This is a genomic window from Pseudomonas sp. OV546, assembly GCF_900116845.1.
Classification (GTDB): domain Bacteria; phylum Pseudomonadota; class Gammaproteobacteria; order Pseudomonadales; family Pseudomonadaceae; genus Aquipseudomonas; species Aquipseudomonas petroselini.
This window is the reverse complement of record NZ_FPCE01000013.1, coordinates 108140-131896: the sequence shown is the minus strand read 5'-3', so window position 1 is coordinate 131896 and position 23757 is coordinate 108140. Positions and strand designations below refer to the sequence as shown.

Below are 23757 nucleotides of genomic sequence, written 5' to 3'. Positions count from 1 at the left end.
TTTACACAGACTATAGCAATCACGGTCTACCGGTAGGCACTGCCCAGGTCGATACTCGGCTCCATCAGCAAGGCATCCCGCCTTGAACAGTTAGGAGATCGACATGACCACACAGAACCTCAGCGGCAAAGTCGCCTTGATTCAAGGCGGTTCGCGCGGCATCGGTGCCGCCATCGTCAAGCGCCTCGCAGCACAAGGCGCAGCGGTTGCCTTTACCTATGTGAGCTCCGCCGCCAAGGCCGACGCATTGCAGAACAGCGTGATCAGCGAAGGCGGCAAAGCCTTGGCGATTCAGGCCGACAGCGCTGATGCGGCCGCGATTCGCAATGCGGTCAACGCCACCGTTGAAGCCTTTGGACGCATCGATATCTTGGTCAACAACGCAGGGGTGCTGGCCATCGCCCCGCTGGAAGATTTCAAGCTGGAAGACTTTGACCAGACCTTGGCGATCAACGTACGCAGTGTGTTTATCGCGACCCAGGAAGCGGCCAAGCACATGGGTGAAGGTGGCCGCGTGATCAACATCGGCAGCACCAACGCCGAACGCATGCCGTTTGGCGGCGGCGGCCCGTATGCGATGAGCAAGGCAGCGCTGGTCGGGTTGACCAAGGGGTTGGCGCGGGATTTGGGGCCTCGCGGAATCACCATCAATAACGTGCAGCCTGGGCCGGTGGATACCGACATGAACCCGGCGAACAGTGATTTTGCCGAGAGCCTGATCGGGTTGATGGCCGTGGGTCGGTATGGACACGTGGAAGAGATTGCCAGCTTCGTGGCTTACCTGGCTGGGCCGGAAGCCGGTTACATCACCGGTGCAAGCCTGACCATTGATGGTGGCTTCAGCGCCTAGGCTTTCCGCAACACTGCAAAATCAAAGGTGGGAGGGGGCTTGCCCCCTCCCACCTTTTTGAGCGTGTTTTATTCAGGGGAAAGGTGGCAGGCCGTAAGCCGCCAAATCAAAATCCGCGAGCTTGCGGATGATCTGGTCAGCGTGCTGGTACTTGCTGTCGGCCATGGCCTCATCCGGCACGGCGATGGCGGTCATGTGGGCTGCTTTCGCGGCGGTGACCCCAAACGGGGAGTCTTCGAACACCAGGCAATCCTCGGGTGCAACGCCCAGGCGGCGGGCGGCGGTGAGGAAGATGTCCGGCGCAGGTTTGGCAGCACCGACTTCCGGGTCGTCGGCGGTGACGATGGTCCCGAACAGTCCAAACCATTCACGGTGCAACGTGGTCTTGTGGCCAAACGAATTGCGCGACGAACTGGTACCCACGGCGATCGGAATATTGTGCGCCTTCAAGTGACGCACCAATGCTTCGGCGCCGGGCATGCCCAAGGCCTTGGGGAAGCGTTCGCTCATCAGTGGTTCACGGATCTCCAGGAACTCGGCCGGTGTGATCGGCAGATCCAGCGCCTTCACGACGTAGTCCGCCAGGTCCTGGGCGCCGCGCCCGATGATGTGCTGCTTGATGCCCCAGTCATAGGTACGGCCGTAGCGTTCGGCGATGATCTGCGTGACTTCGGTGTAGATGCCTTCGGTATCCAGCAACAACCCGTCCATATCGAAAATCACGGCCTTGATCGGACCGACTGCGGTACGCGGTGCATTCATCGCAACAGAACCTTGGGGGAAGACTAAAAGGATTCAGCACAATAACGGCCACGCTTGCACGCAAGCAACCCTTTAGACTATGGACCTCCCCTTTTGAAGTGTGCGTAATGCTCTACCGTCTAGCTGCCGACAGCCTGGTGCTGTTTCACCTCACGTTCATCCTGTTTGTGCTGTTTGGAGGCCTGCTTGCCCTCAAGTGGCGGCCTGTCCTCTGGCTGCACCTGCCCGCTGTGGCCTGGGGGATTGCCGTTGAAGTGTTTCACCTGCCCTGCCCGCTCACTCGATGGGAAAACCTGTTTCGCCATCTTGCCGGGCAAGACGGCTATGGCGGCGGGTTTATCGAGCACTACCTCCTGACCCTGATCTACCCCGCAGGGCTGACCCCGCAGATCCAGTTGGGCTTGGGCGCATTGGTGCTGGCGATCAACATTCTGGTGTATGGGCGGTTGATCCGGCGTTACGGACAGGCTTGAGACAGCTTCACTGGTGAAGAATCAGAGTCCCTCAGTCCCTTCACAGACGCCCCCATGTCCGAAGCCTTCGAAGTCCCCAGCCCCCACGAAAAACACATCGAACACACCACCGAACATGCCCACGGCCGTGGCGACAATTTCGCCAGCCGCATCGCCGTGATGACCGCCCTGATGGCCACCCTCGGCGCGATGCTCAGCTACCAGGCCGGCTCTACCGAAAGCGAGGCGGCGATGGACAAAAACAACGCCGCCATCATCAAGACCGAAGCCGCCAACCAGTGGAATTACTACCAGGCCAAATCCAGCCGGCAGAATCTTGCGGAACTGGCCACCCATATTCCCGGTGTGGACGCGGCGCATTACAAGGATGAGATCGAGCGTTACAAGAGCCAGAAGGAAGACGTGCGCAAGCAGGCCGAAAAACTTGAAGCCACGTCGAAGGAATGGGATGAGAAGTCGGAGCAGGCGTTGCACCAGCATCATCGCTGGGCCCAGGCGATGACGGCGATCCAGATCGCAATTTCATTGGCGGCGATTACGTTGTTGACCCGGCGGGAATGGTTGAAGCGGATGTCGTATGCGGCGGCGGGTGTGGCGGTGGTGTTGGGTAGTTTGGCCTGGCTGCATATCTGACCCCATCAGTTACGGGCAACCGATGTACCCGTGGCGAGGGAGCAAGCCCCCTCGCCACAGTCTATGCAGGGTGTGGCATCGAATCAGGCCTGATCCACCGCACGGCTGTGGTGGAAGTACAGATAAGCCAGCCCAATAGGCGCAATGAAAACCGCCATGGTCCAGCAGATCGCCATGGTGAACACCTTGACGGTCAGCATCAGAATCGCGTTCACGAAGAACACGTTGTTGCCAAAAATGTAATCCATGATGCTTTCGTAAACGAAACGCGCGTAGGGGTAGAGCACGCTGTTGACGACGCAATAGGCCAACGCGCCGAGTGTGAACACACCGGTTTTCGAATGGGTCAGCGCGGTGTAGATCAGTACGGGGAAAATCAGCCCGAACAGAAAATTGCGAATGTAGTACTGGGCAGAAAGCCCGCCGAATGTCTTGCGAAGTACCGGGTGCATTTAGATCCCTCTGAATGGCGTATTGGAAAGGCGGCGACCTTAGCAAGTCCTGGAATTCACCACCAGCGTTTATGAGCCCTTTGCCATTACTTTCCATTCTGGGATTGCGGGTATTGGAGTGGCTATACCGCCAAGATTTCGGGTGATGTGATCAAGCTGAAAACCGCGCAGTAAATCCCACGGGATTTAACCTGAGCAAGCGACGTATCATGGGCTGAACACTCGAGGACGGCCCATGAACCTTAGCATTCTGTATGCCCTCGCGGCCGCCGCCCTGTTCGGCGCCAGCATCCCGCTCGCCAAAAGTTTCGGGCTGGGTCTCTCGCCCGTACTGCTCGCCGGCCTGCTCTATCTGGGCAGCGGCATAGGTCTCGCCGGCGTGCGCCTTATCCGCGATCGCGGCTGGAAACCCACCGGTCTGACCCCATCCGAATGGCCCTGGCTGATCGGCGCCATCACCTTTGGCGGCATCCTCGGGCCCGTGGCCTTGATGTTCGGCCTGACCCTCACCGCCGGCGCAACCGCCTCGCTGATGCTTAACCTTGAATCGGTGTTGACCGCCGTTATCGCCTGGGTGGTGTTTAGAGAAAACGCAGACCGCCGCCTAATCCTCGGGATGATCGCGATAGTCATGGGCGGTTTAGTGTTGTCATGGTCCGACGGCGGCGGCGCCACCCACGACTGGACCGGCCCGTTTGCAGTGGCCGTGGCATGCTTGTGCTGGGGGATTGATAACAACCTGACGCGCAAGGTTTCAGCGTCGGACGCGTTGTTTATCGCAGGGGCCAAAGGGCTGATTGCCGGGGTGGTGAATTGCAGCCTGGCGCTTTATCTAGGCGCGCAGATACCGGCTGTGGCGCAGTTGGCGCCTATCTTGTTGGTGGGGTTTCTGGGGTATGGCATCAGCCTGGTCATGTTTGTGCTGGCGCTGCGTGGGCTGGGCAGTGCGCGCACCGGTGCCTACTTCTCCACGGCGCCGTTCCTGGGCGCCGTAGTAGCCCTGCTGGCGTTCGGGGAGTCGGTGACCGTCGCGTTCTGGATTGCGTCGGCGCTGATGGCCGTGGGGGTTTGGCTGCACCTGACGGAGCGGCATGCCCATGAACATCTGCATGAGGCGACGGAGCACGGGCACCGACATGTGCATGATGAACACCATCAGCATGAGCATCACTTTGAATGGGATCCGGCGGAGCCGCATAGTCATGTGCATGTGCATAGCGCGATGAGGCATAGCCATGCGCATTTTCCGGATGTGCATCATCGGCATAGGCATTGAGGGCGACAGAGAGTCGCCCGTATTGGCAACTGGATACATATGGCTCCCTCAGCGAGCCTCCAACTGCGGATTTTCGATAAAAAAAGCCGCTTCACTGAAGCGGCTTTTCTTTACTTGGAGATGTTTGCTAATACTGCTGCTTTCGCGTCTTTACCGTCGACGGTAGTCACACCAGCCAGCCAGCTATCCAGAGTCTCAGGATGAGCGGCCAGCCATTTTTTTGCTGCACTCAAAGCGGGCTCCTTTTTGTCGAGGGCGTTCATGATGCTGCTCTCCATGTCGACCGTGAATTTCAGATTGCTGTACAACTTGCCAACGTTACCGCAGCGCTCGGCATAGCCTTTGGATGTGATGGTTTTGACCGTTGCTGCGCCGAAATCGGGACCGAAGGAATCATCACCACCCGTTAGATACACGATGTCCATGTTCACGTTCATTGGGTGAGGCGCCCACGCCAGGAACACAATGGGCTTCTTGCGTTGAATCGAGCGACCTACCTCTTGGATCATGCCTGCTTCACCAGACTCGACCAGTTTGAAATCCTTCAAACCATACGAGTTGTCCTTGATGATCTTCTGCACCAACGTGTTTCCGCCGCTACCAGGCTGGATGCCGTAAATGCGGCCTCCGAGCTGAACTTTAAATTTCTCGATGTCCTTGAAATCCTTCAACCCCTCATCGGCCAGAAATTTTGGAACTGCGAGTGTGTATTTTGCACCTGTGAGGTTAGGGGCCGGGAGAACGGACAAAGCGTCCTTTAGGGGGGTAATCAGAGGATCCTGAGATGGCGACCAGTAGTTAATGAACGTATCCAGCTTGCCATCGCTAAGAGACTTCAGAACGATTGGAAGTGAAAGCATGCTGTCGTCAAATTTATAGCCCAGGCCTTCGGCAACCACCTGAGTCAATGCGTTTGTCGATATACCATCGAGCCATCCCACGTTCGCCGTCTTGATGACTTGGCAACTGCTGGGTTCTTGAGCTATAACCAACACGCTTTGAGATGCCAAGGTTAATGCGATCACGGTTTTGTAAAACTTGTTCATCCGACTCCCCTCTAGAGTTGTACTAACTCTGTTTGACGTATCTGGATGGCAGACTCAAATTTGCACGTGGCTGACGCTTATGAATTGCGCCTTTCCCGCTTCGATTATCGGCCAATCGCCAGTACGGCATAACCGCGTTTCTATTATGAGGAGCATGCGGTTTTCTTATGGATCAGTAGGGAGGGGGTCCACCTGGATATGCACTTAATAGCGGCAGCACGCTGCCGCTATTACGCAAATTTGAACCGTAAGTAAAATGCCTAGGCCACAGGTTGGTCGAGCGCGCTGCGGCCCATAGTCTGGTCACCAACGTACTTTTGATCGAATGCTGGCCGAGTGAAAATCCTCCGGAGCATAGGCTCGAAGTGCTCCAAAGGGCGAGTCGGGTAATCGGGGTCAAAGGACGATTGGTCCCATTCCTCACAGAAGCGCACACAGCTCTCGTAGTAAGGGTGATCCTTGTACAGATCCCGCTCATTCCGATCACCGCCGAAGAAGTGAACGTAGTAGTAGTTCTGGAAAAGGCCGTGATAATTGATGACCCAGGTCACCTCTGGACGAACATAAGGGCGAAGGATGGATGCTGCATACTGGGAGTGGTTGTAGGGGGCGAGCTCGTCGCCTAGGTCATGGATCAGCGCTGCAACCACCATTTCCTCATCTGCACCAGCGTCCTCAGCTCTACATGCGGTCTGAAGCGAATGAGCGAGCCTGCTCACCTTATAACCGCTTAGAGAGTGTTCCAGATCCCGCAGGCATTTGAGGAGCCGGTCAGGAAGCTCCTTTGCGAAATCAGTTTCCAGCTGGGTCAGCATTTCATATTCGGCTTTGGTGCCGTCTTTCATCTGGGTAAAAGCTACGGTTTCCATCATCAGTCCTCAGGCTTTCGAATCTTATTGAGCTTTCAAGCTTCTTTTCATGGCTTTGTAGATGCCTTTGGGGCCATCCATATCCATGTAGCAACCTTGCAGATGACGGCGACCTTCATTGGTATCAAAGCTCGTCCGGCCATGGAGGACACGTGTGTTATTGAACATTTGCAGCTCGCCCTTCTCCAGCTTGAAACGTCGCTCAAATGCCGGATCCACAAAGAGCTCGCCCATGCGACGACGTGCACGGTGGAATACGGCCATGTCGTGTTCATTCAGCAACGGTAGATAGTCGAGGCGTGGGCTATAGCTGACACCTGTCATTCGGCCCAGCGCGTCGGTCATGATGATTGGCCGCCGCTCAATCAGCTCAACGTCGTTATCGACGTGGCGGTAACGCACAGGCACGTTGGCCAGCAGTTCGAAGCCTTCGGGATCTTCCAATTTAAGCTGCTCTGCGACCGCGAGACTGTCAACGAGTGTAGAGAGCCCCCCCGATGTTTCGTTGATCAGGCAGTGCAAAAGCTGGATGCCAGGCATCGGATCGCGATAAGGGTTATCGGTATGAGGATCGAGGTGAATTGAGCGATAAGCCAGGTCATTGGAGTTCGGCCGGGAGTACACCTCGAAGTACTTGCCGAAATTGGTTTCGCGCACCTGGCCAAAGATTCTGCCTACATCCAGAACTGACTCGGCTTCGGTAGGCACGTTCTGGATAACGACAACCCCATAGGTCAAAAACTTGCTGAATGCCTCCAATCGATAATCGAAGTCGGTCAGTCGGTTGAAGTCGATGTAGATGAGTTGGGTGTCAATGTTGCTCTTCCAACTGATGGGCGTTGGCAGGCCATCCAACGGATCGAAGTCGGCACGAAACTCCGTGAGGTCATACAGCCCCGCATAACCATCACTGAATGACAGCCATGCCTGATCTACGCCTTTGGCTTCTGCTTCAACCAGAGTGATGCCGTCAGGAAGGTTATGCGGGTTAAACAGTCTTTGCTGAGTAGTGACATCAAGACTGACAGCGTCCTGGCAGCGCTCCCGCAACCACAGAGGCGCTAGCACAATGGTTTCCCCTGGCAACTGTGCGATCACGGATGCCGGTTGTTGCTTGATTTCAAAAGTGACCTGTACCATGAGAACCTCCAAATAGGTGGTCTCAGTATCCTTACGTGCTCAGGGGATAAACACCCGCAATCCCCTTATTAGAGGTATGCATAAACGTTATGGAGCCGAGCGAACAGGACCTCCCGCCACTTAAATCTTTGGTCGCCTTTGAGGCCACAATCCGCTTGGGTTCGATGACGGCCGCAGCTGTTGAATTGGGCACTACTCAACCGGCGATTTCTCAGCGGATTCGCACCTTGGAGGAGTCGCTTGGGTGTGTACTCTTCGAACGTAACGGTAAGCTGTTGCGACCCACCTATGAGGGTCAGCAGATTTATTCAGGCCTAGCATCCCCGGTGAGTGAAATTAAGGCCGCGGTCAAGCGCATGCGTCGCCATTTCAACAAGCAGAAACCTACCCTCTCGATCGCTGCGAATTTTGGATTCTGCTATTTCTGGCTTATGCCAAAATTGCCTGCGCTCCAGGGCCAGTTCCCCCAGATCCAATTCAAGATTCGCCCAGTAAACCTTGACGATGATCCAATGCTTCAAGATGCCGATATCGCCATTCAGTTTGGATCCCTCGACGGTGACTTCCGATTTGAAAAGCTACTGATCCCCGAGACGGTATTCCCAGTATGCAGTCCAGACCTGGCTGAAAAACTGGGGCTAATGGAAGGTACGAAAATAAGCAGTATCGAGGATCTACCGCTGCTTCATAAGGACAGCGATGACTCCCGATGGCTGGATTGGCATCACTGGTGCCTGCACGCGAAGATCACTCCGCCAGAGGAAGCGCCAGTTTTTTGCTTCAATAACTATCCGTTGCTGCTGACCGCTGCGCAGGAGGGTCAAGGTATCGCCTTGGGCTGGGCTGGGCTGATCGAAGAGCAGATCAAGGCGGGCAAATTGATCGCTCTCGGGCCTTCAGTAGACCGGCCTCACCGGGGTTACATTGTGAGATCGAACTATCACGAGACACTTCTGGTGAGGGATGTCCTTCAGTGGCTGATTGCGGCAAGCTGACCTAGAAGCCTGCGCCGTTGAATGTCCGCCAAATCCGTTTCCGCTGCTGAAAATCGTGCTGGCGAGGTATTAGATTAACTCGATGCCGATCCCGCCAGGGACCAGACTCGTCTATCTGGCGAGCATTCTCGCCTAAATGGGTGTCCGGTTTCATTGGACCACTACAATTGCCTAGGACTACTGGTCAGAGAGGCGTTCGTATGGCTCAAGCGCCAAACCCTACACGTGCTGACCGAGAGCTCGAGCGCGTTAATCAATAGCCATGTATGTCTCCTGCCTTGGCCTGATTGGATAGTTTCAGCCAATCAATGACTTCCTTGCCGAGGCTCCTCATGTCACTTACTCGCACCGCTCGCATTTTCCTGTATTTCCTGTTGCTCAGCACTGTCTGGCCCAGCCACGCCAGAGACCTGGCCGAGGGACTTACCGAACAGTCACCTTCCGCGGCGCTTGAAAATAAAGACCACCGTTACCCGCAATGGACCGGCATCGGCTCACTGAAAAACGCCTTAGGCCAGACCTGCAATGCCGTTCTGCTCGACACTCGTGATCACCGGGGCAAGGCCGTCGGCCCGGCTTATGTGCTGACCAGCGGGCACTGCGTGTTCTTCAGCTACGGTACAGCGCGCCTGCGTCAGGCGATCACCGCCGATGTCACCTTCAATTACTTTCATGACACGCCCGAACGGCATGTCACCTACGCCGTCAAGACAGCACACTGGAGCAGCATGGCGGGTACCGATTTGGCCGTGCTCGAACTGGATACGTCACTGGCCGTGCTGGTGACCAACGCAATCATGCCACTCAAGCTGGCATCTCAGCGTCAGGCGACAGATCGAGAAGTGATCAACGTGGGAGCGCCGACCGGTTTTCTGAAAAAGGGACTACGCATGAGTGCCTGCGTGGAGTCGACCATCAACAATTTTGCCGAACATCCCGGCGTGTTCCCCAGCGCCTTGCGCAACCGCTGCAATGGTCTGCGCCCAGGCAGCTCCGGCAGCCCAATGCTGGACCGGAACACCAATGAAATCACCAGCATCATCAGCAAGGTCGCGTCTGCCATTCAGAGGGACATTCTCAACAGCTGCCAGAACAACTCGGCGTGCGAAGCCGCGAAATTCAACTACAGCTATCCCGCCAACGACTTGTACTACTGCTTTGTAGACGGTGTTTTCCGTAACGACACCCTGAACTGCCAGCTCAAGGCCGTTGAAATCACGCTGGACGAGCCGTGGAACCTGAAACCCTATGTGCATTTACAACGTGACGCCGCCGACCAAGTTATCCGTCCGACGTGGAACCTGAGGTTCTCGATCCAGGAACCGTTCTACCGATTCAAGGCCGTGAATGACATCAGCGATTGCGCACGCACGCATGGCTACCAGATCGCTGTCGCCTCTGACGAGGCCTACATCAACCTGCCCATCGGCCCAGTGCTGGGGTCGCATGTGCTGTGCATACTCGGCGTGCAAAAGGCCGAGCAACCGCTGACCGTAGCGCTGCTGCGCAATGTATTCACCCATTCGGTATTCCTGACCAACCCAGCCCCGGCACCGCAGCTCAAACACCGCTACCACATCACCTGGGAAAACCAGCACAGCAGTTTCAGCCGGCATTACTACTACAGCGTGAACTCGGCGATCAGCACCCCCTGCGGCGATATTGACGACGAACGCTACACCCTGTCCCTGGACGGCATTTTCCTCGAAATGGCAGAGCTGCCGATCACGTTATGCAGCTATGCACGCAACAACACCGGGCAACCATCGGCCATTCGCACAGACGTGATCGAAGGCGCAACGGTTCGCTCGCAGCGTCATGCCAGGTGAGGCAGCACGCTATTTTCAGCTACTTTTGATGACTCGAGTCCTGTCACGAACGGGGGGACGGACGGGGGTACGCTGCGAAATCGCGGGCAAAAAAAATCCCGCAGAGTGGTTAACTCGCGGGATTTTTTCAAGAATGTGGCGGTGAAGGAGAGATTCGAATTAACCGCAGCTACGGGCCTTTAAACCCCGTATTTAGGGGCTTACATCTTGGATAGTAGTACAATCGAGTAGTACAATTCGCTGTACTACTCCCCTCTCTCAGCGTGCCCCCATGGCCGACAACCTGATCCAGAAACGCGGCTAATCCACATGGTATTGCAGACTTGCTGTACCTGCTGATGTTCGCGCCGCGATGGGCGGCAAGACCGTTCTCATTAGGTCACTACAGACCGGCCTACGCTCCGAAGCCATGGAACGCCGCTTGGTGGTGCTAGCCGAATGGAAGGCGCAGATTGCACAGGCCAGAGGGAAACGAGCAGCGCGGGGTGATGCTTGGAAAGAGCCGGTAACAGTAGCGGCCCAAGACCTGGCCCAGAAAATACGGGAAATGAAGACGGCGGTGGTTCTCGGTGAAGAAGACCAAACCAACCTTGCTACGTCCAGGCTCAAAAGCAGTTTCACTTCCTTCAACCGCATTCCAGAACTGGATTCACGTCGGGAGGAGGCTGAAAGGATTTCCGCTATGCCAGGGATAGACGGAAAAGTGGCTAACATCGTGTTGGCAAACGAAATAGCCTTGGACATGCTGGCTAGAAGGTTTGGTGCAATGCACGACCTTTCTCCAGCCGAGCTGGCAGAAGCTCAACTATTGCTTAAGGATCCCAAGGCACACAAACCAAAGTCACCCATCACGCCCGCCAGACTCAAGGCATATCGAGAATTCCGTGATAGCCGTGGAGGTGCACCGAAACACGTGGACCAACAAGTGGGCAAGATGGACCGGCTTTCGAACTACCTGAAGGAAGAGGGACTGCCCCTCAACTTCGACACGGTAGACCGCTGGTTGAAATCCTTGAATCGGGCGCCAGCAACGTTAGGCCAGTACCTCATGGCTGGCACTTCGTTTTGGAAGTGGGCGACGAAATATGATTCAGGATGGCGCTTGGAGTTTGCAGATAAGGCAAACCCATTCACGGGCCACGAACTGCCAAAGGGTGGCGGATCTGCAATAGCTGGCCAAGATAGAAAAATTTACGCCCCCGAGGATGCCTACAAACTCCTTCAGGCGGCGCTGGACAATGCGGATCAACCACTCGCCGACCTCATTACGCTGGGATGGTATACCGGCGCCCGAATTGAGGAGCTTTGCCGACTATCGAAGGAAAGCGTAATCACAGCTGATGGTGTTCGGTGCTTCGTCTTTCCTAAAAGCAAAAGTAGAGCCAGCAAACGGGTAGTGCCGATTCACCCTAGCTTGATATCGACCATTGACCGCTTGTTCAAGGCGAGTACTGATGGTTTCTTAATCCCTACCACCTCACACGGCCGCTACGGAAAACGCTCACATGCCATATCAAAGGCGTTTGGCAGACTGCGTACAGCGGCTGGATTTAGCAGACTCCACGTGTTCCATAGCTTCCGTCACACGGTAGTAACTGCTCTGATCAGGGCGGACGTGCCGGATGCACTGGCAAAAGAGCTGGTAGGTCACGAAGTGGGCAATGTCACCCATGACACCTATTCGAAGGGTGCGAGCACTGCCCAGAAGCTTGCAGCTATCAAGAAACTATCCGCAATCCCAAGCCATTAGCAGCTACGTCACGCGCCGCAATTTCCTTCGCGACATGCTGTATGTATACCCAGCACAAAAGACAGAAATACGGCACCAACATGATAGAAATACACCTCCCGTCAAAAAATAGCCTTTGACGAAAATTTTAGACTATTCGGTGATAAACGGCTGAATGTAGTAGCCATGCGGGTTACAAGGGCGTTCCACGTTTCATACACATTTTACGTACAGCGTTATCCACAGGTAGTGCGTTGCTAAGCCCCGCAAAACGCACTATCTTGTGTCCAGACGCAAAAAAAACCCTACATGTAGGGGTTAGCGTTGGCCGTGCCCTAACATGGGCAGGTAAGAAGACAGCGGGTGATCACGCTTCGTTTTTGCGGACAGAACGTAATCACTCGCCCCTCAAGCCAGCGGTTTGTTGTAACCCGACCTGAGAACCGGCATTAGAGCGAATGAGTACCCCATCGTCAAATGATGGATTATGAAAACTGCTCAACGGTGCCTTTTTCAGGCGGGCAAATCCCAACTGAAATAGGTACTGCCATCATGAGCAAAAACACCAAGCAATCATCGCCGAAGGTCGCCACCCTTGCGTCCGAAATCCTTCGCGATCCTAGCGCATCAGCCATTGCGAAAAGCTTGGCGGCGTCTGCGCTGTCCCAGTCCTCTTCTGCAAAGGAGACAGGGAAAGCAATGGAGACGAAGGCGTCGCAGGTACTGCAATCTGAGAAGTATAGCGATACCACCAAGACGCTCGCTGCGTCAGTCCTATCTCAATCTGACAAGCTGCGATAAGGAGAACAGATATGGCGCTCTACTTCTTGGAATACGACCTACGAAAGCAACGCAACTATAAGCCCCTGTATGACGCATTAGCGACATTCGGCGCTGTGCACATCCTTGAATCGCTATGGTGCTTTAAACGCGATAACACTAGTACAGTGGGCCTGCGTGACTACTTCCGGACGCTGATAGATAACGATGACGGAATTATCGTGTCACAGGTGTCCGACTGGGCCTCCTTCAACGTGAGAGCTCTGCCCAGTCAACTGAAGTGAGGCTATGGAGAGAGCCCTGATCTAGGGGCTCTTTTCCTCATAGCCTAGTGTCCGCCCGAAACCTCACAACCCTACCCCGCCGCTCAAGCAAGATCGCAACCCAATGAGCGATTGGGGTTTCAAGCTGGAAAATAATCCACAGAGGACATAGCGACTTGCGAGCGCTGCTAAACAACCTGCAACAGGCCAAATGCAAACGGTTCGTAAATCCAAAATAAGTATGGCCCTGGGTGCCGCTGAGCGAGCCGAGGGCTGTCACTTGGGATCGAATGCAACGAAGCCCGCTCAGGGCGGGCTCTGTGAGACGTTACATTCAACCTTTCATTGCACGCTGAACGGTGCTCAAGCTGACACCAAGGGCCTTTGCCACCTTGCGGAAGCTCGCCCCATCCTCTGCCATTGCCTTGCGGATAGCGTCATCGTCCACAGACTTAACGCGTCCCTTGTAGACACCCTTCTCCTTTGCCTTGGCGATGCCCTCTGCCTGACGCTCACGAATCAACGCACGCTCGAACGGAGCAACACTGCCCAGCAGACCCAGCATTAGCTCCTGCATGGGGTTGGCTTCGCCGGTGAAGTGAAGTTGTTCCTTATGGAACGAGACAGCCACACACCTACTGATCAATCCCTTTACAAGGGCCAGCAGATCTTCCAGTGAGCGGGCTAACCGGTCAATGCTGTGGACGTGGAGAACGTCGCCCTTGCGAACATGGCGAAGCATTGCCTGTAGTTCGGGGCGGTCAGTGTTGGCCGCTGATGGGGTACACCAATGGCAACATGATCCGCCAGCACCACGGAACGTGGATCAATGAGGACGGGCCAGATGTGGTGGGCATGCTGCAGTTGGCATTAAAACTTTCGCCGGTCACAGTTCTACACTGAAACCCGTGAGGCCCACGGCCTCGGCAAAACGCCCCACGGCGGTCAAGCTTGACCAGGTGCGCAACGGCTCACGCCGCGAGCGCACTGGCACCAGGCGCGCGTTCGGACCGCCTAGGCGGATGGACAGCATCCACTTGCTGTTGTGGCCTGCAATGCGGCCCACTACGGCCTCCCGCACAGCGTGTTGGCTGACCAGAGCTTTCAGCGTGTCCGACTGGATCGCTTGGCTGTTCACGGCGTCATCGGACTAAGCGTATCCAGGGCGGCGCGCAGCTCGTACAGCGGGAAATGCTCACCGCGCTTGCCGATCAGGCATTTATCCCTATGCGCCGGGAAGGGTTGGCCACCACCGCCGCCGTGGAACGTCTGCTTGGCGCCGCAGTTTCGACACTTCAAAAAAGTCGTGCCCAGATCCCAGTCACGGGTCCATTCCTCCAGGGCGGCAGTGACGGCATAGTTCACGTCGTTACGATCACGCAAGCTCATCACAACCACCCATTTGCACGGCCACTGTCCAGACGCTGGCTCATGGCGCTCATTTGCTCGGCCGTTAGAGCCCCGGCCACCATCAGCCCCCATAGGAAGCCGCGTAACTGGTTTTGCGTGCGCAGCATGCCTGCGTGATTCAGAGCTTCAAATCGAAAGTCTTCTACCTGGGGCCGCAGGTGTGGCAACGCGGCTGCAGGGTCGGCCAGAGCAATAAGATCGTCAAAATACAGATTGGCGGCGGCAATCGCGGCCGGGTCCTTCAGTGGCTCGTACACAGATGATTCCTTTCGAGTGAGTGGCAGGAGTTACGTGAAACCACTCTATGGGGTGTTGGTATGCCAGTCCAGGGGGTTATGGTTTCCGCCGGCACACAAAAAGGCCCCCGCACCTGGGCCAAGTGTGGGGGCCTTTTGAACATAAGCGGCGTTATTTGTACCGGCAGAAACTCAGACTATTTTATTTCGGCGCAGGAATTTTCTCAATTATTAACTTAGCTAACTCTTGAACATTTATCGGGTAGTTATCATAACTAGCACTAGCACTTTCTTGCATACCAAAAATCTTAGACGCAACCTCCGACTTGATCTTATTTTGCTCCTCTGGAGGTAAAGTCGCAATATAAGGCGACATCGCCCTTAAATCCAAAGAAATCCTTCTATTTATATGCTCTTGACTTCTGTGTTTTGCAGACTCTCGCGCAAGATAGGCAGCCGGTACTGATAGCGCAATCGCGGTAAAAAATCTGAATAACGATTGCTTCCAATCCAACCCACCATTAATAGACTCATAGAGTGCTACGCAAAGAATTAAACCAGTAAGCGCCATGCACACTAATGACCAGCCTCTCAAAGAATTGGCAGATTCTTTTTCAGCTTTAGCTGTTTCTGCGTAGTCAACCAGGAGAACCTTTGATGCCGTCAGCCCAAGTAATCCGTCAATTTGGGAGTGAATCTCTTTACTACGCCCTTCCGCCTCTTCAGATATTTTCTCAGCTTTTCCAACCTCCTTATGTATGTGTTCTTGAAGATCAGAAATTTCAGTTTTTAGAGCCTCAATATTACGACGAAGTATTGATACTTCGTCTAGAGACTTTTGCGAGTTCTCAAAGCTTTTTCGCTTTAGGCCCTCGATTTCCTCTACTCCCTTCGCAATATCCCTTTCAAACGTTTCGATTTCTGATCGAAGCTTTGTTTGGAGCTCGATAATATTTTTCTCATAGTCTGAGATAGAATCGAAACCAATAGGCAATTCAGTTTGAAGTTTTTTATTTACCGAAAACACGTATGGCAACGAAAACTCTTCGCTAGTTTCTATAATACTTCGCAAATAGGAAGCCTTATCCTGCAAAATTTTGGCAGTGGTCTTCACTTCATCACTATAATTTTCCTTTTGACTTATCCTCATACCTAAGAGTTTGGCATGTATAGCTGAGCCACTAGCACTAGAAATCGCTGCTTCAATATCGGGTGGCGAAGAAGAGGTGCGGCCAATGAAATTCTTATAATTTATCTCAAAATTAGTGAGTGCGTCGCGATCTTCTCTAGCCAGAGGGCTTTCGCCTATTTGCTTCATGAGCGTCTGCAACAGATCATAAATGACGTTGAGATTCTCACGACATATGTGTATTGGACTATTCATATCACTTCCTTGCGAGAGACGTTTTACAAGTTATTCGGCAAAATGGGCCAAGTTGTTTGCCGTTCGCTATTCACCACTTTCTATTTTCGCACCAAAATAGAGCGCCAGTCCCATCCCGGTCCCATACGCCTTTTTTTCAGGCGCCAAAAACCACAAACCCCCGACTTTCTCTAGGAAAATCAGGGGTTTGCGTTTTCAGAATGTGGCGGTGAAGGAGAGATTCGAACTCTCGATACAATTTCTTGTATACACACTTTCCAGGCGTGCTCCTTAAGCCACTCGGACACTTCACCGTATCTCGTCAAACCAGTTCAGTCTGTCGAGGCGCGCTAATGTAGTCGAAAGCCTTTCTGATGGCAAAGGTTTTTTTCAGAATATTCATGCGGTTAGCAGGTTGTGCCGCTCAATGCCCGGCAAGGGGCGGTGATTGTGCCATTCTCAGGCATTGGCGGTGTGTGTCTGGGACGGCGATTGCGCCCTGCCCCCGGCATTTGGGCGCCCTGTGCAGGGGAAAACCCTGACTGGCCAGTCAGTCACAACGCTTTACCGGGGCGGGCGTGGTGGGTAACGTCTGCTGCATACTTCTATAACAAGTCCTACAAGGAACCGCGTCATGAGTGAGTTGATTGCCTACCACCTCGAAGACGGTATCGCGACCCTGACCTTGAGCAACGGCAAGGTGAATGCCATTTCTCCGGCGGTGGTCAGTGCGTTTAATGAAGCGCTGGACCAGGCCGAGAAGGACCGGGCGGTGGTGGTGATCACCGGCACGCCGGGGATTCTGTCGGGTGGTTATGATTTGAAGGTGATGACCGCCGGCCCTAAAGAGGCGATCGGCCTGGTGACGTCGGGTTCGACGTTGGCGCGTCGTCTGTTGTCGCACCCTTTCCCGGTGATTGTGGCGTGCCCTGGGCATGCGGTGGCCAAGGGCGCCTTTTTGCTGCTATCGGCGGATTATCGGATTGGGGTGGAAGGCCCGTTCAGCATTGGCCTGAACGAGGTGGCGATCGGCATGACCATGCACCACGCCGGTATCGAGTTGGCGCGGGATCGTCTGCGTAAATCCGCCTTCCACCGCTCGGTGATCAATGCCGAGATGTTTGACCCGCAGGGCGCGTTGCAAGCGGGCTTCCTCGACAAGGTGGTGGCACCGGAGGAGTTGCATGCCGCCGCGCTGGAAGCCGCGCGTCAGTTGAAGAAGCTCAATATGAACGCCCACAAACACACCAAGTTGAAGGTGCGTAAAGAACTGTTGGAAGCCTTGGATGACGCCATTATTCAGGACCAGGGGCATATTCTGAGTTAAGCCCTACGCCTGATACGTCAAAGCCCGACCTAGAGTCGGGCTTTTTCTTACACACACTTTCGCAACACCTTCAGCCCCTCTAGCGTGCCCGTGTCGGCAGATGTTGAAACATGCTCTTAAACATCGCCTATCTCCTACCTCTGCCGGGGTAATTGCCGAATACAGTGCACAACCGTACACTGCGCCACCTTTTGTCCCGATGGACCGTGTCGATGCTTTTTCTGTTGCGTATGTTGTTGATGGGCCTGCACTTTATGCTCGCTGGCGTGCTGGGTGTGCTGGTCGGTCTGTGCCGGCCGTTCAACCCGGACAACAGCCGCCTGTGTGCTCGCCTCTACGCGTTGCCGGCCATGTGGATCCTGCGGCTGAAGGTGAAAGCCGATGTGGACTCGCTGCGCAACAAGCCTGGCACCTGCGTGATCATCGCCAACCATCAGTCCAACTATGACCTGTTTGTGTTCGGCAACGTGGTGCCCCACCGCACGGTGTGTATCGCCAAGAAAAGCCTGAAATGGGTGCCGCTGTTCGGCCAGTTGTTCTGGCTGGCGGGCAATGTGCTGATCGACCGGGGCAATGCGCACAAGGCACGCCGTGCGATGCTCACCACCACCCGTACCTTGCAGCACGAAGACACGTCGATCTGGGTGTTTCCGGAAGGCACGCGCAACCTGGGCAAAGGTTTACTGCCGTTCAAGAAGGGCGCGTTCCATATGGCGATTGCGGCCGGGGTGCCCATCGTGCAGGTGTGCGTCAGCAATTACGTCACGCACATGCAGCTCAATCGCTGGAACAGTGGTGATGTGATCATACGTTCGTTGGCGCCAATTCCTACAATTGGCCTGACTTCGGATGACATCCCGGCGTTGATGCAGGCTTGCCATGCGCAGATGGCGGCGTGTATTGAGGCGATGGATCGCGAAGTGCGGGCTGGTTGAAGACCGCCAGGGGGCGCTTCGCCCCCCAGCGCGAGCAAGCTCGCTCACTACAAAAGCTTGCAGAAACGACGGCTACGACGGAACGCCATTCAGGCTAAGCTGCCCAACACGTGTCCTCCCAATAAGAAGTGATCAGCACCATGGGTAGAGTTGTTGCGGCCGCCGTCTATAGCGCCGGTAAGAAAGTCACTGATATCACCCTTGATGAAGGCGCGGCCTGGGCCGCCAAACCCGGCCACTTTGTGTGGATCGGCCTGGAAGAACCCGACGCGCAGGAACTGGCCAACCTGCAACGTCAGTTCAATCTGCATGAACTGGCCATCGAAGACGCCCTGGAAAAACACAGCCGCCCCAAGCTGGAAACCTTTGGCGACGCGCTGTTTATCGTCACCTATTCACCGGTACGCGAGAACGGCAAGCTGGAGTTTATCGAGACCCATATCTTTGCCGGCAACGGCTACATCATCACCGCTCGCAACGGTCATTCCGCGTCCTACGGCTTTGTGCGCCAGCGCTGTGAGGCACGGCCGCTGTTGCTGGAGCATGGGGAAGATTTCGTACTCTATGCGCTGTTGGATTTCGTCACCGAAAACTACCAACCGGTGAGCGAAGCGATCCATGCCGAGATCGATGAACTGGAGCGCAATGTGCTGTGCAGTTCGCTGAGTGAACGCGACATCCAGAAGATCCATGGCCTGCGCCGCGATGTGCTGCGGCTCAAGCGCTATGTGGCGCCGATGGTGGAGATCAGCCAGGAGCTGCAGAAACTCAACTTCCCGTTTATCGACAAGAACATGCGCCCGTATTTCCGCGATGTGCAGATCCACGTGACGCGGCAGATGGAAGACCTCACCACCCTGCGCGATATTGCCAGCCAGACCATCGAAATCGGCGTGTTACTCGAGGCTTCACGCCAGAGCGTGGTGCAGCGCAAGTTCGCCGCGTGGGCGGCGATCCTGGCGTTCCCCACCGCGGTGGCGGGGATTTATGGGATGAACTTCCAGAACATGCCCGAGCTGCAATGGCACTACGGCTATTTTGCGGTGCTCGGGTTGATTGCGACCGGTTGCACCGGCTTGTGGGCGAGTTTCAAGCGTTCGGGCTGGCTTTAAACCTGAGCCTCGGGTTTATGCGCCACAAAGCGCATCATCCATTCCGCCACGGTCGCCCCGTGGTGGTCGCGCTCCAGGCTGGCCACGCCGTTTGTGTAGATCTTTTCGCCCAGGGTTGTCTGAAGAATTTCCAGCAACTCGCGGGAATAGTCGTGGATAAATTCCGGGTGGCCCTGGAAGCACAGCACCTGATCGCCGATGTGATACGCCGCGAACGGGCAAAAAGCGCTCGACGCAATGACCGTGGCATTTTCCGGCAGTGTGGTGACCTGGTCCTGATGGCTGATCAATAGCGTCAGCTCTTCCACTTCCGGGCTCATCCACGGCGCCTTGGCATCGAGCTTGTAGTCGTGGATGCCAATGCCCCAACCCTGGCTGGCGCGTTCAGCCTTGCCGCCCAGCAGCAGCGCCAGCAATTGGTGACCAAAGCAGATACCGAGCAGCTTGTCGCCGCGCTCGTAACGTTCGAGCAGATAGGTCTTGAGGGTCTGGATCCACGGGTCAGTGCCGAAGGAATCGGCCTTGCTGCCGGTCACCAGGTACGCGTCGAACACTTCGTCGTCGGACGGGTATTCACCGTTCACCACGTTATAGACGACAAACTCGGCGGGGATCGGCTGCTTGGAGAACAGGCGCTTGAACATCTGCCCGTACCCTTGGTATTGATCGATCAAGCCTGGACGCAGGATATCGGTTTCCAGGATACAGACGCGTAGCGACATAAAAAATACCTGACACGGTGATGGGAATATTGCACACCCCAGAGCCTGCCTTGAAATACCCCTTCAAGGCAAGCCCCCGCTCGATCACCGGAACACTTCACCGCGTGCCGCTTTATCCAACAACAATGTCGGCGGTGCGAACCGTTCGCCATATTGCTCGGCCAGGTAACGAGCGCGGGCGACAAAGTCGTTCAACCCATATTGGTTGATGAACTGCAGAGCGCCGCCGCTCCAGGCCGCGAAACCGATGCCGAAAATAGACCCCACGTTCGCATCTGCCGTGGACATCAACACCCCCTCCTCGACACAGCGCACGGTCTCGATGGCCTGGATAAACAGCAGGCGGTCGCGCACATCTTGTGGCGAGATGCGTTGGTCGGGCCGTTCAAAGCGGCTTTTCAACTCTGGCCACAGGTACTTTTGCCCACCGCTGGGGTATTCATAGAAACCGCCCCCCGCCGCCTTGCCTACGCGCTTGTATTCGTTGACCAACAGATCGATCACTGCCGTCGCCGGGTGTGTCGGCACGGCCTTGCCTTCTGCCTGCAGATCCTTGGACGTCTGCTGTCGGATATGGCTCATCAGGCTGAGGGAGACTTCATCCGACACCGCCAACGGCCCCACCGGCATGCCGGCCTTGCGGGCTTCGGTCTCGATCATCGGCGCCGCCACGCCTTCGCCCAACATGGCAATGCCTTCGTTGGTGAAGGTGCCAAACACCCGCGAGGTGAAGAACCCACGACTGTCGTTGACCACGATCGGAGTTTTCTTGATTTGCAGTACGAAATCGAACCCTCGGGCCAGGGTTTCGTCGCTGGTGTGGGTACCCTTGATGATTTCCACCAAGGGCATCTTGTCCACCGGGCTGAAGAAGTGCAGGCCGATGAACTTGGCCTGATCCGGCACCGCCGTGGCCAAACCGCTGATCGGCAAGGTGGACGTGTTGGAGGCGATCACGGCCTCGGCGCCAACCACGCTTTGCGCAGCAGCCGAGACCTTGGCCTTGAGTTCGCGGTCTTCGAACACCGCCTCGATGATCAGGTCGCAACCCGCCAAGTCGGCATCGGAGGCCGTAGGATGAATACGCGCCAAGGTGGCTTCACGCTGTTGCGCCGTCAACTGACCACGGCTGACCTTCTTGTCCAGCAGCGCCACCGAATGCGCCTTGCCCTTCTCGGCGGCGGCCAGGTTGACGTCCTTGAGTACCACGTCGATGCCTGCGCTGGCGCTGACGTAAGCGATCCCCGCCCCCATCATCCCCGCACCCAGCACGCCGACTTTACGTGTGACATAGGGTACAAACCCTTGCGGCCGTGAACGGCCGGCGTTGATCTCGTTGAGCTGGAACCAGAAAGTGCCGATCATGTTTTTCGCCACCTGCCCGGTCACCAACTCGGTGAAATAACGGGTTTCGATCAGGTGTGCGGTGTCGAAGTCCACTTGGGCGCCTTCGACGGCAGCGCAGAGGATTTTCTCCGGGGCGGGGAAACAGCCCTGGGTTTTACTGCGCAAAATCGATGGCGCGATCGCCAGCATCTGGGCAACTTTCGGGCTCGACGGCATACCGCCGGGGATCTGGTAGGCTTTGTTGTCCCACGGCTGTTTGGCGTCCGGATTGGCCAGGATCCAGGCGCGTGACTTGGCCAGCAACGCTTCGCGGTCCGCCGCCAGCTCATTGACCAGACCGGCTTGCAGTGCCTGTTGCGGCCGCACTTTCTTGCCTTCGAGCAAATACGGCAAGGCCTTTTCCAGCCCCAGCAAACGCACCATGCGCACCACCCCACCGCCACCCGGCAGCAGGCCCAGGGTGACTTCCGGCAGGCCAAGCTGCACCGATTTGTCGTCCAGCGCGACACGGTAATGGCAGGCCAGGCAAATCTCCCAGCCGCCTCCCAGCGCCGCGCCATTGATGGCGGCCACCACGGGCTTGCCGAGGGTTTCCAGGCGCCGCAGCTGTGCCTTCAACACCAACACGCTGTCGTAAAAAGCCTTGGCGTGAGCCGTGTCGACCTTGATCAGTTCATTCAGGTCGCCACCCGCAAAAAATGTCTTTTTGGCCGAGGTGATGACCAGCCCGGCAAGGCCGTCTTTTTCCGCCTCCAGGCGTTCGACCGTGGCCGCCATGGCCTCGCGGTACACGCTGTTCATGGTGTTGGCGCTCTGGCCGGGCATGTCGAGGGTCAGCACGACAATGCCGTCCTGGCCTTTTTCGTAACGAATGGCTTGGGTCATGACAGATTCCTTGGGCTCAGAGGCGTTCGATAATGGTGGCGATGCCCATGCCACCGCCGACACACAACGTGGCCAGGCCGTAGCGCTGCTGTCGCACTTCCAGTTCGTCGAGCAGGGTGCCGAGGATCGCGCAGCCGGTGGCGCCCAGCGGATGGCCCATGGCGATAGAGCCGCCGTTCACGTTGACGCGTGCCGCGTCGATGCGCATGTCCTTGATGAACTTGAGCACCACCGAGGCAAACGCTTCGTTGACCTCGAACAGGTCGATGTCTTCAACGCGCAACCCAGCCTTGGCCAGGGCCTTGCGCGTGGCAGGCGCGGGGCCGGTAAGCATGATGGTCGGGTCAGTGCTGGTGACCGCCGTGGCTACAATACGCGCCCGGGGCTGCAGGCCAAGTTCGCGGCCCTTAGCCTCGGAGCCGATCAACATCAACGCGGCGCCATCGACGATGCCGGAGCTGTTGCCCGGCGTGTGTACATGGTTGATGCGCTCCACATGGCTGTAGACCCGCAGCGCAGTGGCATCGAAGCCCATCTGCCCGATCATTTCGAAGCTGGGCTTGAGCTTGCCAAGGCCTTCAAGGGTGGAGTCGCCGCGAATAAATTCATCATGGTCGAGCAGCACAATGCCGTTCTGGTCCTGCACCGCAATCAGCGACGTGTTGAAGGAACCGTCTGCCCGTGCCCTGGCCGCTTTCTGTTGTGAATGCAGGGCAAAGGCATCGACGTCCTGGCGGGTGAACCCCTCGAGGGTAGCGATCAAGTCCGCGCCGATGCCCTGTGGGGTGAAGTGGCTGTGCAGATTGGTCTGCGGGTCGAGCACCCAGGCGCCTCCGTCACTGCCCATGGGCACGCGGGACATGGACTCGACGCCACCGACCACCACGAGGTCTTCGAAGCCGGAGCGCACCTTCATCGCGCCCAGGTTGACCGCTTCCAGGCCAGACGCGCAAAAGCGGTTGATCTGGACGCCTGCGACGCTGATGTCCCAGTCGGCCACCAGGGCGGCGGTCTTGGCGATGTCCGCACCCTGGTCGCCCACCGGGGTCACGCAACCGAGCACGATGTCGTCCACTTGTTGGGTGTCGAGGTCGCTGCGTCGGGCCAGGGCGGTGAGCAAACAGGCTACCAGGTTAACCGGCTTGACGCTGTGCAAGGCGCCGTCCGACTTGCCTTTGCCACGGGGCGTACGTATCGCATCAAAGATCAAAGCTTGGGTCATGACGTCCTCGAACCGCTGTGCAGGTGTGCCTCTACCTTAGGCCCGATTGACACGGTTTCAATGACGGATGCGCTCATTGCTTTTGACCCACTCGCTCGGAC

The 23757-nt window shown here is 56.2% G+C and carries 24 protein-coding genes, 1 tRNA gene and 2 pseudogenes; 13 read left to right on the top strand and 14 right to left on the bottom strand.

Going from position 1 to position 23757, the window contains the following annotated elements:
• Nucleotides 1-103: 103 nt before the first annotated feature.
• On the top strand, nucleotides 104-850 hold the full coding sequence (locus BM403_RS25215) for a 3-oxoacyl-ACP reductase family protein (protein WP_015885374.1): 747 nt from the start codon (nucleotides 104-106) through the stop codon (nucleotides 848-850).
• A gap of 72 nt (nucleotides 851-922) precedes the next feature.
• Here BM403_RS25215 and BM403_RS25210 read toward each other — a convergent pair whose 3' ends face one another.
• On the bottom strand, nucleotides 923-1612 hold the full coding sequence (locus BM403_RS25210; RefSeq protein WP_015885375.1) for an HAD-IA family hydrolase: 690 nt from the start codon (nucleotides 1610-1612) through the stop codon (nucleotides 923-925).
• A gap of 107 nt (nucleotides 1613-1719) precedes the next feature.
• Here BM403_RS25210 and BM403_RS25205 point away from each other — a divergent pair, with 107 nt between their 5' ends.
• Both BM403_RS25205 and BM403_RS25200 read left to right on the top strand, forming a co-directional pair.
• Nucleotides 1720-2085, top strand: a complete 366-nt coding sequence (locus tag BM403_RS25205) for a DUF2784 domain-containing protein (RefSeq protein ID WP_064052632.1) — start codon at nucleotides 1720-1722, stop codon at nucleotides 2083-2085.
• Nucleotides 2086-2139: 54 nt separating this feature from the next.
• The gene (locus BM403_RS25200; RefSeq protein WP_015885377.1) at nucleotides 2140-2718 is read left to right on the top strand and encodes a DUF4337 domain-containing protein; all 579 of its coding nucleotides are present in this window, start codon (nucleotides 2140-2142) and stop codon (nucleotides 2716-2718) included.
• 83 nt (nucleotides 2719-2801) lie between these two features.
• Here the strand turns inward: BM403_RS25200 and BM403_RS25195 are convergent, their stop codons facing one another.
• Complete coding sequence (locus BM403_RS25195) at nucleotides 2802-3170, bottom strand: hypothetical protein (RefSeq protein WP_015885378.1); 369 nt, start codon at nucleotides 3168-3170, stop codon at nucleotides 2802-2804.
• Nucleotides 3171-3405: 235 nt separating this feature from the next.
• Between BM403_RS25195 and BM403_RS25190 the strand changes: the two genes are divergently transcribed.
• Nucleotides 3406-4446, top strand: coding sequence for a DMT family transporter (locus BM403_RS25190; protein ID WP_015885379.1), 1041 nt, complete (start codon nucleotides 3406-3408; stop codon nucleotides 4444-4446).
• A 110-nt stretch (nucleotides 4447-4556) separates the two neighbouring features.
• On the opposite strand, the gene choX is transcribed toward BM403_RS25190, so the two are convergent.
• The 3 genes from choX to BM403_RS25175 form a co-directional block, all read right to left on the bottom strand.
• Complete coding sequence (gene choX / locus BM403_RS25185) at nucleotides 4557-5492, bottom strand: choline ABC transporter substrate-binding protein (protein WP_015885380.1); 936 nt, start codon at nucleotides 5490-5492, stop codon at nucleotides 4557-4559.
• A gap of 260 nt (nucleotides 5493-5752) precedes the next feature.
• Nucleotides 5753-6361, bottom strand: a complete 609-nt coding sequence (locus BM403_RS25180) for an HD domain-containing protein (RefSeq protein ID WP_043206319.1) — start codon at nucleotides 6359-6361, stop codon at nucleotides 5753-5755.
• 24 nt (nucleotides 6362-6385) lie between these two features.
• Nucleotides 6386-7501, bottom strand: a complete 1116-nt coding sequence (locus BM403_RS25175; RefSeq protein ID WP_043205756.1) for a TauD/TfdA family dioxygenase — start codon at nucleotides 7499-7501, stop codon at nucleotides 6386-6388.
• Nucleotides 7502-7590: 89 nt separating this feature from the next.
• Here BM403_RS25175 and BM403_RS25170 point away from each other — a divergent pair, with 89 nt between their 5' ends.
• From BM403_RS25170 to BM403_RS25155, 5 genes and pseudogenes are all read left to right on the top strand, one after another.
• Nucleotides 7591-8496: a LysR substrate-binding domain-containing protein gene (locus tag BM403_RS25170; RefSeq protein WP_015885383.1), complete on the top strand. Its 906-nt coding sequence runs from the start codon at nucleotides 7591-7593 to the stop codon at nucleotides 8494-8496.
• Nucleotides 8497-8828: 332 nt separating this feature from the next.
• A complete protein-coding gene (locus BM403_RS25165) occupies nucleotides 8829-10325 on the top strand; it encodes a trypsin-like serine peptidase (RefSeq protein ID WP_052308688.1) in 1497 nt (498 codons plus the stop codon).
• A gap of 352 nt (nucleotides 10326-10677) precedes the next feature.
• A pseudogene (locus BM403_RS32655) lies at nucleotides 10678-10731 on the top strand (hypothetical protein); the annotation flags it as partial.
• 18 nt (nucleotides 10732-10749) lie between these two features.
• On the top strand, nucleotides 10750-12075 hold the full coding sequence (locus tag BM403_RS25160; RefSeq protein WP_256577216.1) for a site-specific integrase: 1326 nt from the start codon (nucleotides 10750-10752) through the stop codon (nucleotides 12073-12075).
• A 531-nt stretch (nucleotides 12076-12606) separates the two neighbouring features.
• Nucleotides 12607-12855 (top strand): hypothetical protein, encoded by a 249-nt coding sequence (locus tag BM403_RS25155; RefSeq protein WP_093545607.1) that lies wholly within the window; start codon nucleotides 12607-12609, stop codon nucleotides 12853-12855.
• A 576-nt stretch (nucleotides 12856-13431) separates the two neighbouring features.
• Here BM403_RS25155 and BM403_RS25145 read toward each other — a convergent pair.
• Complete coding sequence (locus BM403_RS25145) at nucleotides 13432-13839, bottom strand: recombinase family protein (protein WP_093545556.1); 408 nt, start codon at nucleotides 13837-13839, stop codon at nucleotides 13432-13434.
• A gap of 35 nt (nucleotides 13840-13874) precedes the next feature.
• Here BM403_RS25145 and BM403_RS32275 point away from each other — a divergent pair.
• Nucleotides 13875-14000 (top strand): annotated as a pseudogene (locus tag BM403_RS32275) (site-specific integrase); the annotation flags it as partial.
• Here the strand turns inward: BM403_RS32275 and BM403_RS25140 are convergent.
• From BM403_RS25140 to BM403_RS25120, 5 genes are all read right to left on the bottom strand, one after another.
• Entirely contained in the window at nucleotides 13984-14235 is a 252-nt protein-coding gene (locus BM403_RS25140) for a hypothetical protein (protein ID WP_093545553.1), read from the bottom strand. The pseudogene BM403_RS32275 and the gene BM403_RS25140 sit on opposite strands and share 17 nt — an antisense overlap.
• On the bottom strand, nucleotides 14232-14486 hold the full coding sequence (locus tag BM403_RS25135) for a hypothetical protein (RefSeq protein WP_093545550.1): 255 nt from the start codon (nucleotides 14484-14486) through the stop codon (nucleotides 14232-14234). Before BM403_RS25135 ends, BM403_RS25140 begins: the two co-directional genes overlap by 4 nt.
• Nucleotides 14486-14764: a hypothetical protein gene (locus BM403_RS25130; protein WP_017527421.1), complete on the bottom strand. Its 279-nt coding sequence runs from the start codon at nucleotides 14762-14764 to the stop codon at nucleotides 14486-14488. Before BM403_RS25130 ends, BM403_RS25135 begins: the two co-directional genes overlap by 1 nt.
• Before the next feature lie 181 nt (nucleotides 14765-14945).
• Entirely contained in the window at nucleotides 14946-16127 is a 1182-nt protein-coding gene (locus tag BM403_RS25125; protein WP_093545547.1) for a hypothetical protein, read from the bottom strand.
• A 203-nt stretch (nucleotides 16128-16330) separates the two neighbouring features.
• Nucleotides 16331-16420: transfer RNA gene (locus BM403_RS25120), tRNA-Ser, on the bottom strand.
• A 320-nt stretch (nucleotides 16421-16740) separates the two neighbouring features.
• Between BM403_RS25120 and BM403_RS25115 the strand changes: the two genes are divergently transcribed.
• The 3 genes from BM403_RS25115 to BM403_RS25105 all read left to right on the top strand — a co-directional run bounded on the left by BM403_RS25115 (nucleotide 16741) and on the right by BM403_RS25105 (nucleotide 19480).
• On the top strand, nucleotides 16741-17433 hold the full coding sequence (locus BM403_RS25115) for a crotonase/enoyl-CoA hydratase family protein (protein WP_015885385.1): 693 nt from the start codon (nucleotides 16741-16743) through the stop codon (nucleotides 17431-17433).
• A 212-nt stretch (nucleotides 17434-17645) separates the two neighbouring features.
• Nucleotides 17646-18368, top strand: a complete 723-nt coding sequence (locus BM403_RS25110) for a lysophospholipid acyltransferase family protein (protein ID WP_093545544.1) — start codon at nucleotides 17646-17648, stop codon at nucleotides 18366-18368.
• 140 nt (nucleotides 18369-18508) lie between these two features.
• Nucleotides 18509-19480, top strand: a complete 972-nt coding sequence (locus tag BM403_RS25105; RefSeq protein ID WP_015885387.1) for a magnesium and cobalt transport protein CorA — start codon at nucleotides 18509-18511, stop codon at nucleotides 19478-19480.
• Here the strand turns inward: BM403_RS25105 and BM403_RS25100 are convergent.
• The 3 genes from BM403_RS25100 to BM403_RS25090 form a co-directional block, all read right to left on the bottom strand.
• The gene (locus tag BM403_RS25100) at nucleotides 19477-20202 is read right to left on the bottom strand and encodes an amidotransferase (protein ID WP_046035665.1); all 726 of its coding nucleotides are present in this window, start codon (nucleotides 20200-20202) and stop codon (nucleotides 19477-19479) included. The two genes, BM403_RS25105 and BM403_RS25100, sit on opposite strands and share 4 nt — an antisense overlap.
• Nucleotides 20203-20286: 84 nt before the next feature.
• Nucleotides 20287-22434 carry a 3-hydroxyacyl-CoA dehydrogenase NAD-binding domain-containing protein gene (locus tag BM403_RS25095; RefSeq protein WP_093545541.1) on the bottom strand — a complete coding sequence of 716 codons (2148 nt, stop codon included), beginning with the start codon at nucleotides 22432-22434 and terminating at the stop codon, nucleotides 20287-20289.
• A 16-nt stretch (nucleotides 22435-22450) separates the two neighbouring features.
• Nucleotides 22451-23656 carry an acetyl-CoA C-acetyltransferase gene (locus tag BM403_RS25090; RefSeq protein ID WP_093545538.1) on the bottom strand — a complete coding sequence of 402 codons (1206 nt, stop codon included), beginning with the start codon at nucleotides 23654-23656 and terminating at the stop codon, nucleotides 22451-22453.
• Between the last annotated feature and the right edge of the window lie 101 nt (nucleotides 23657-23757).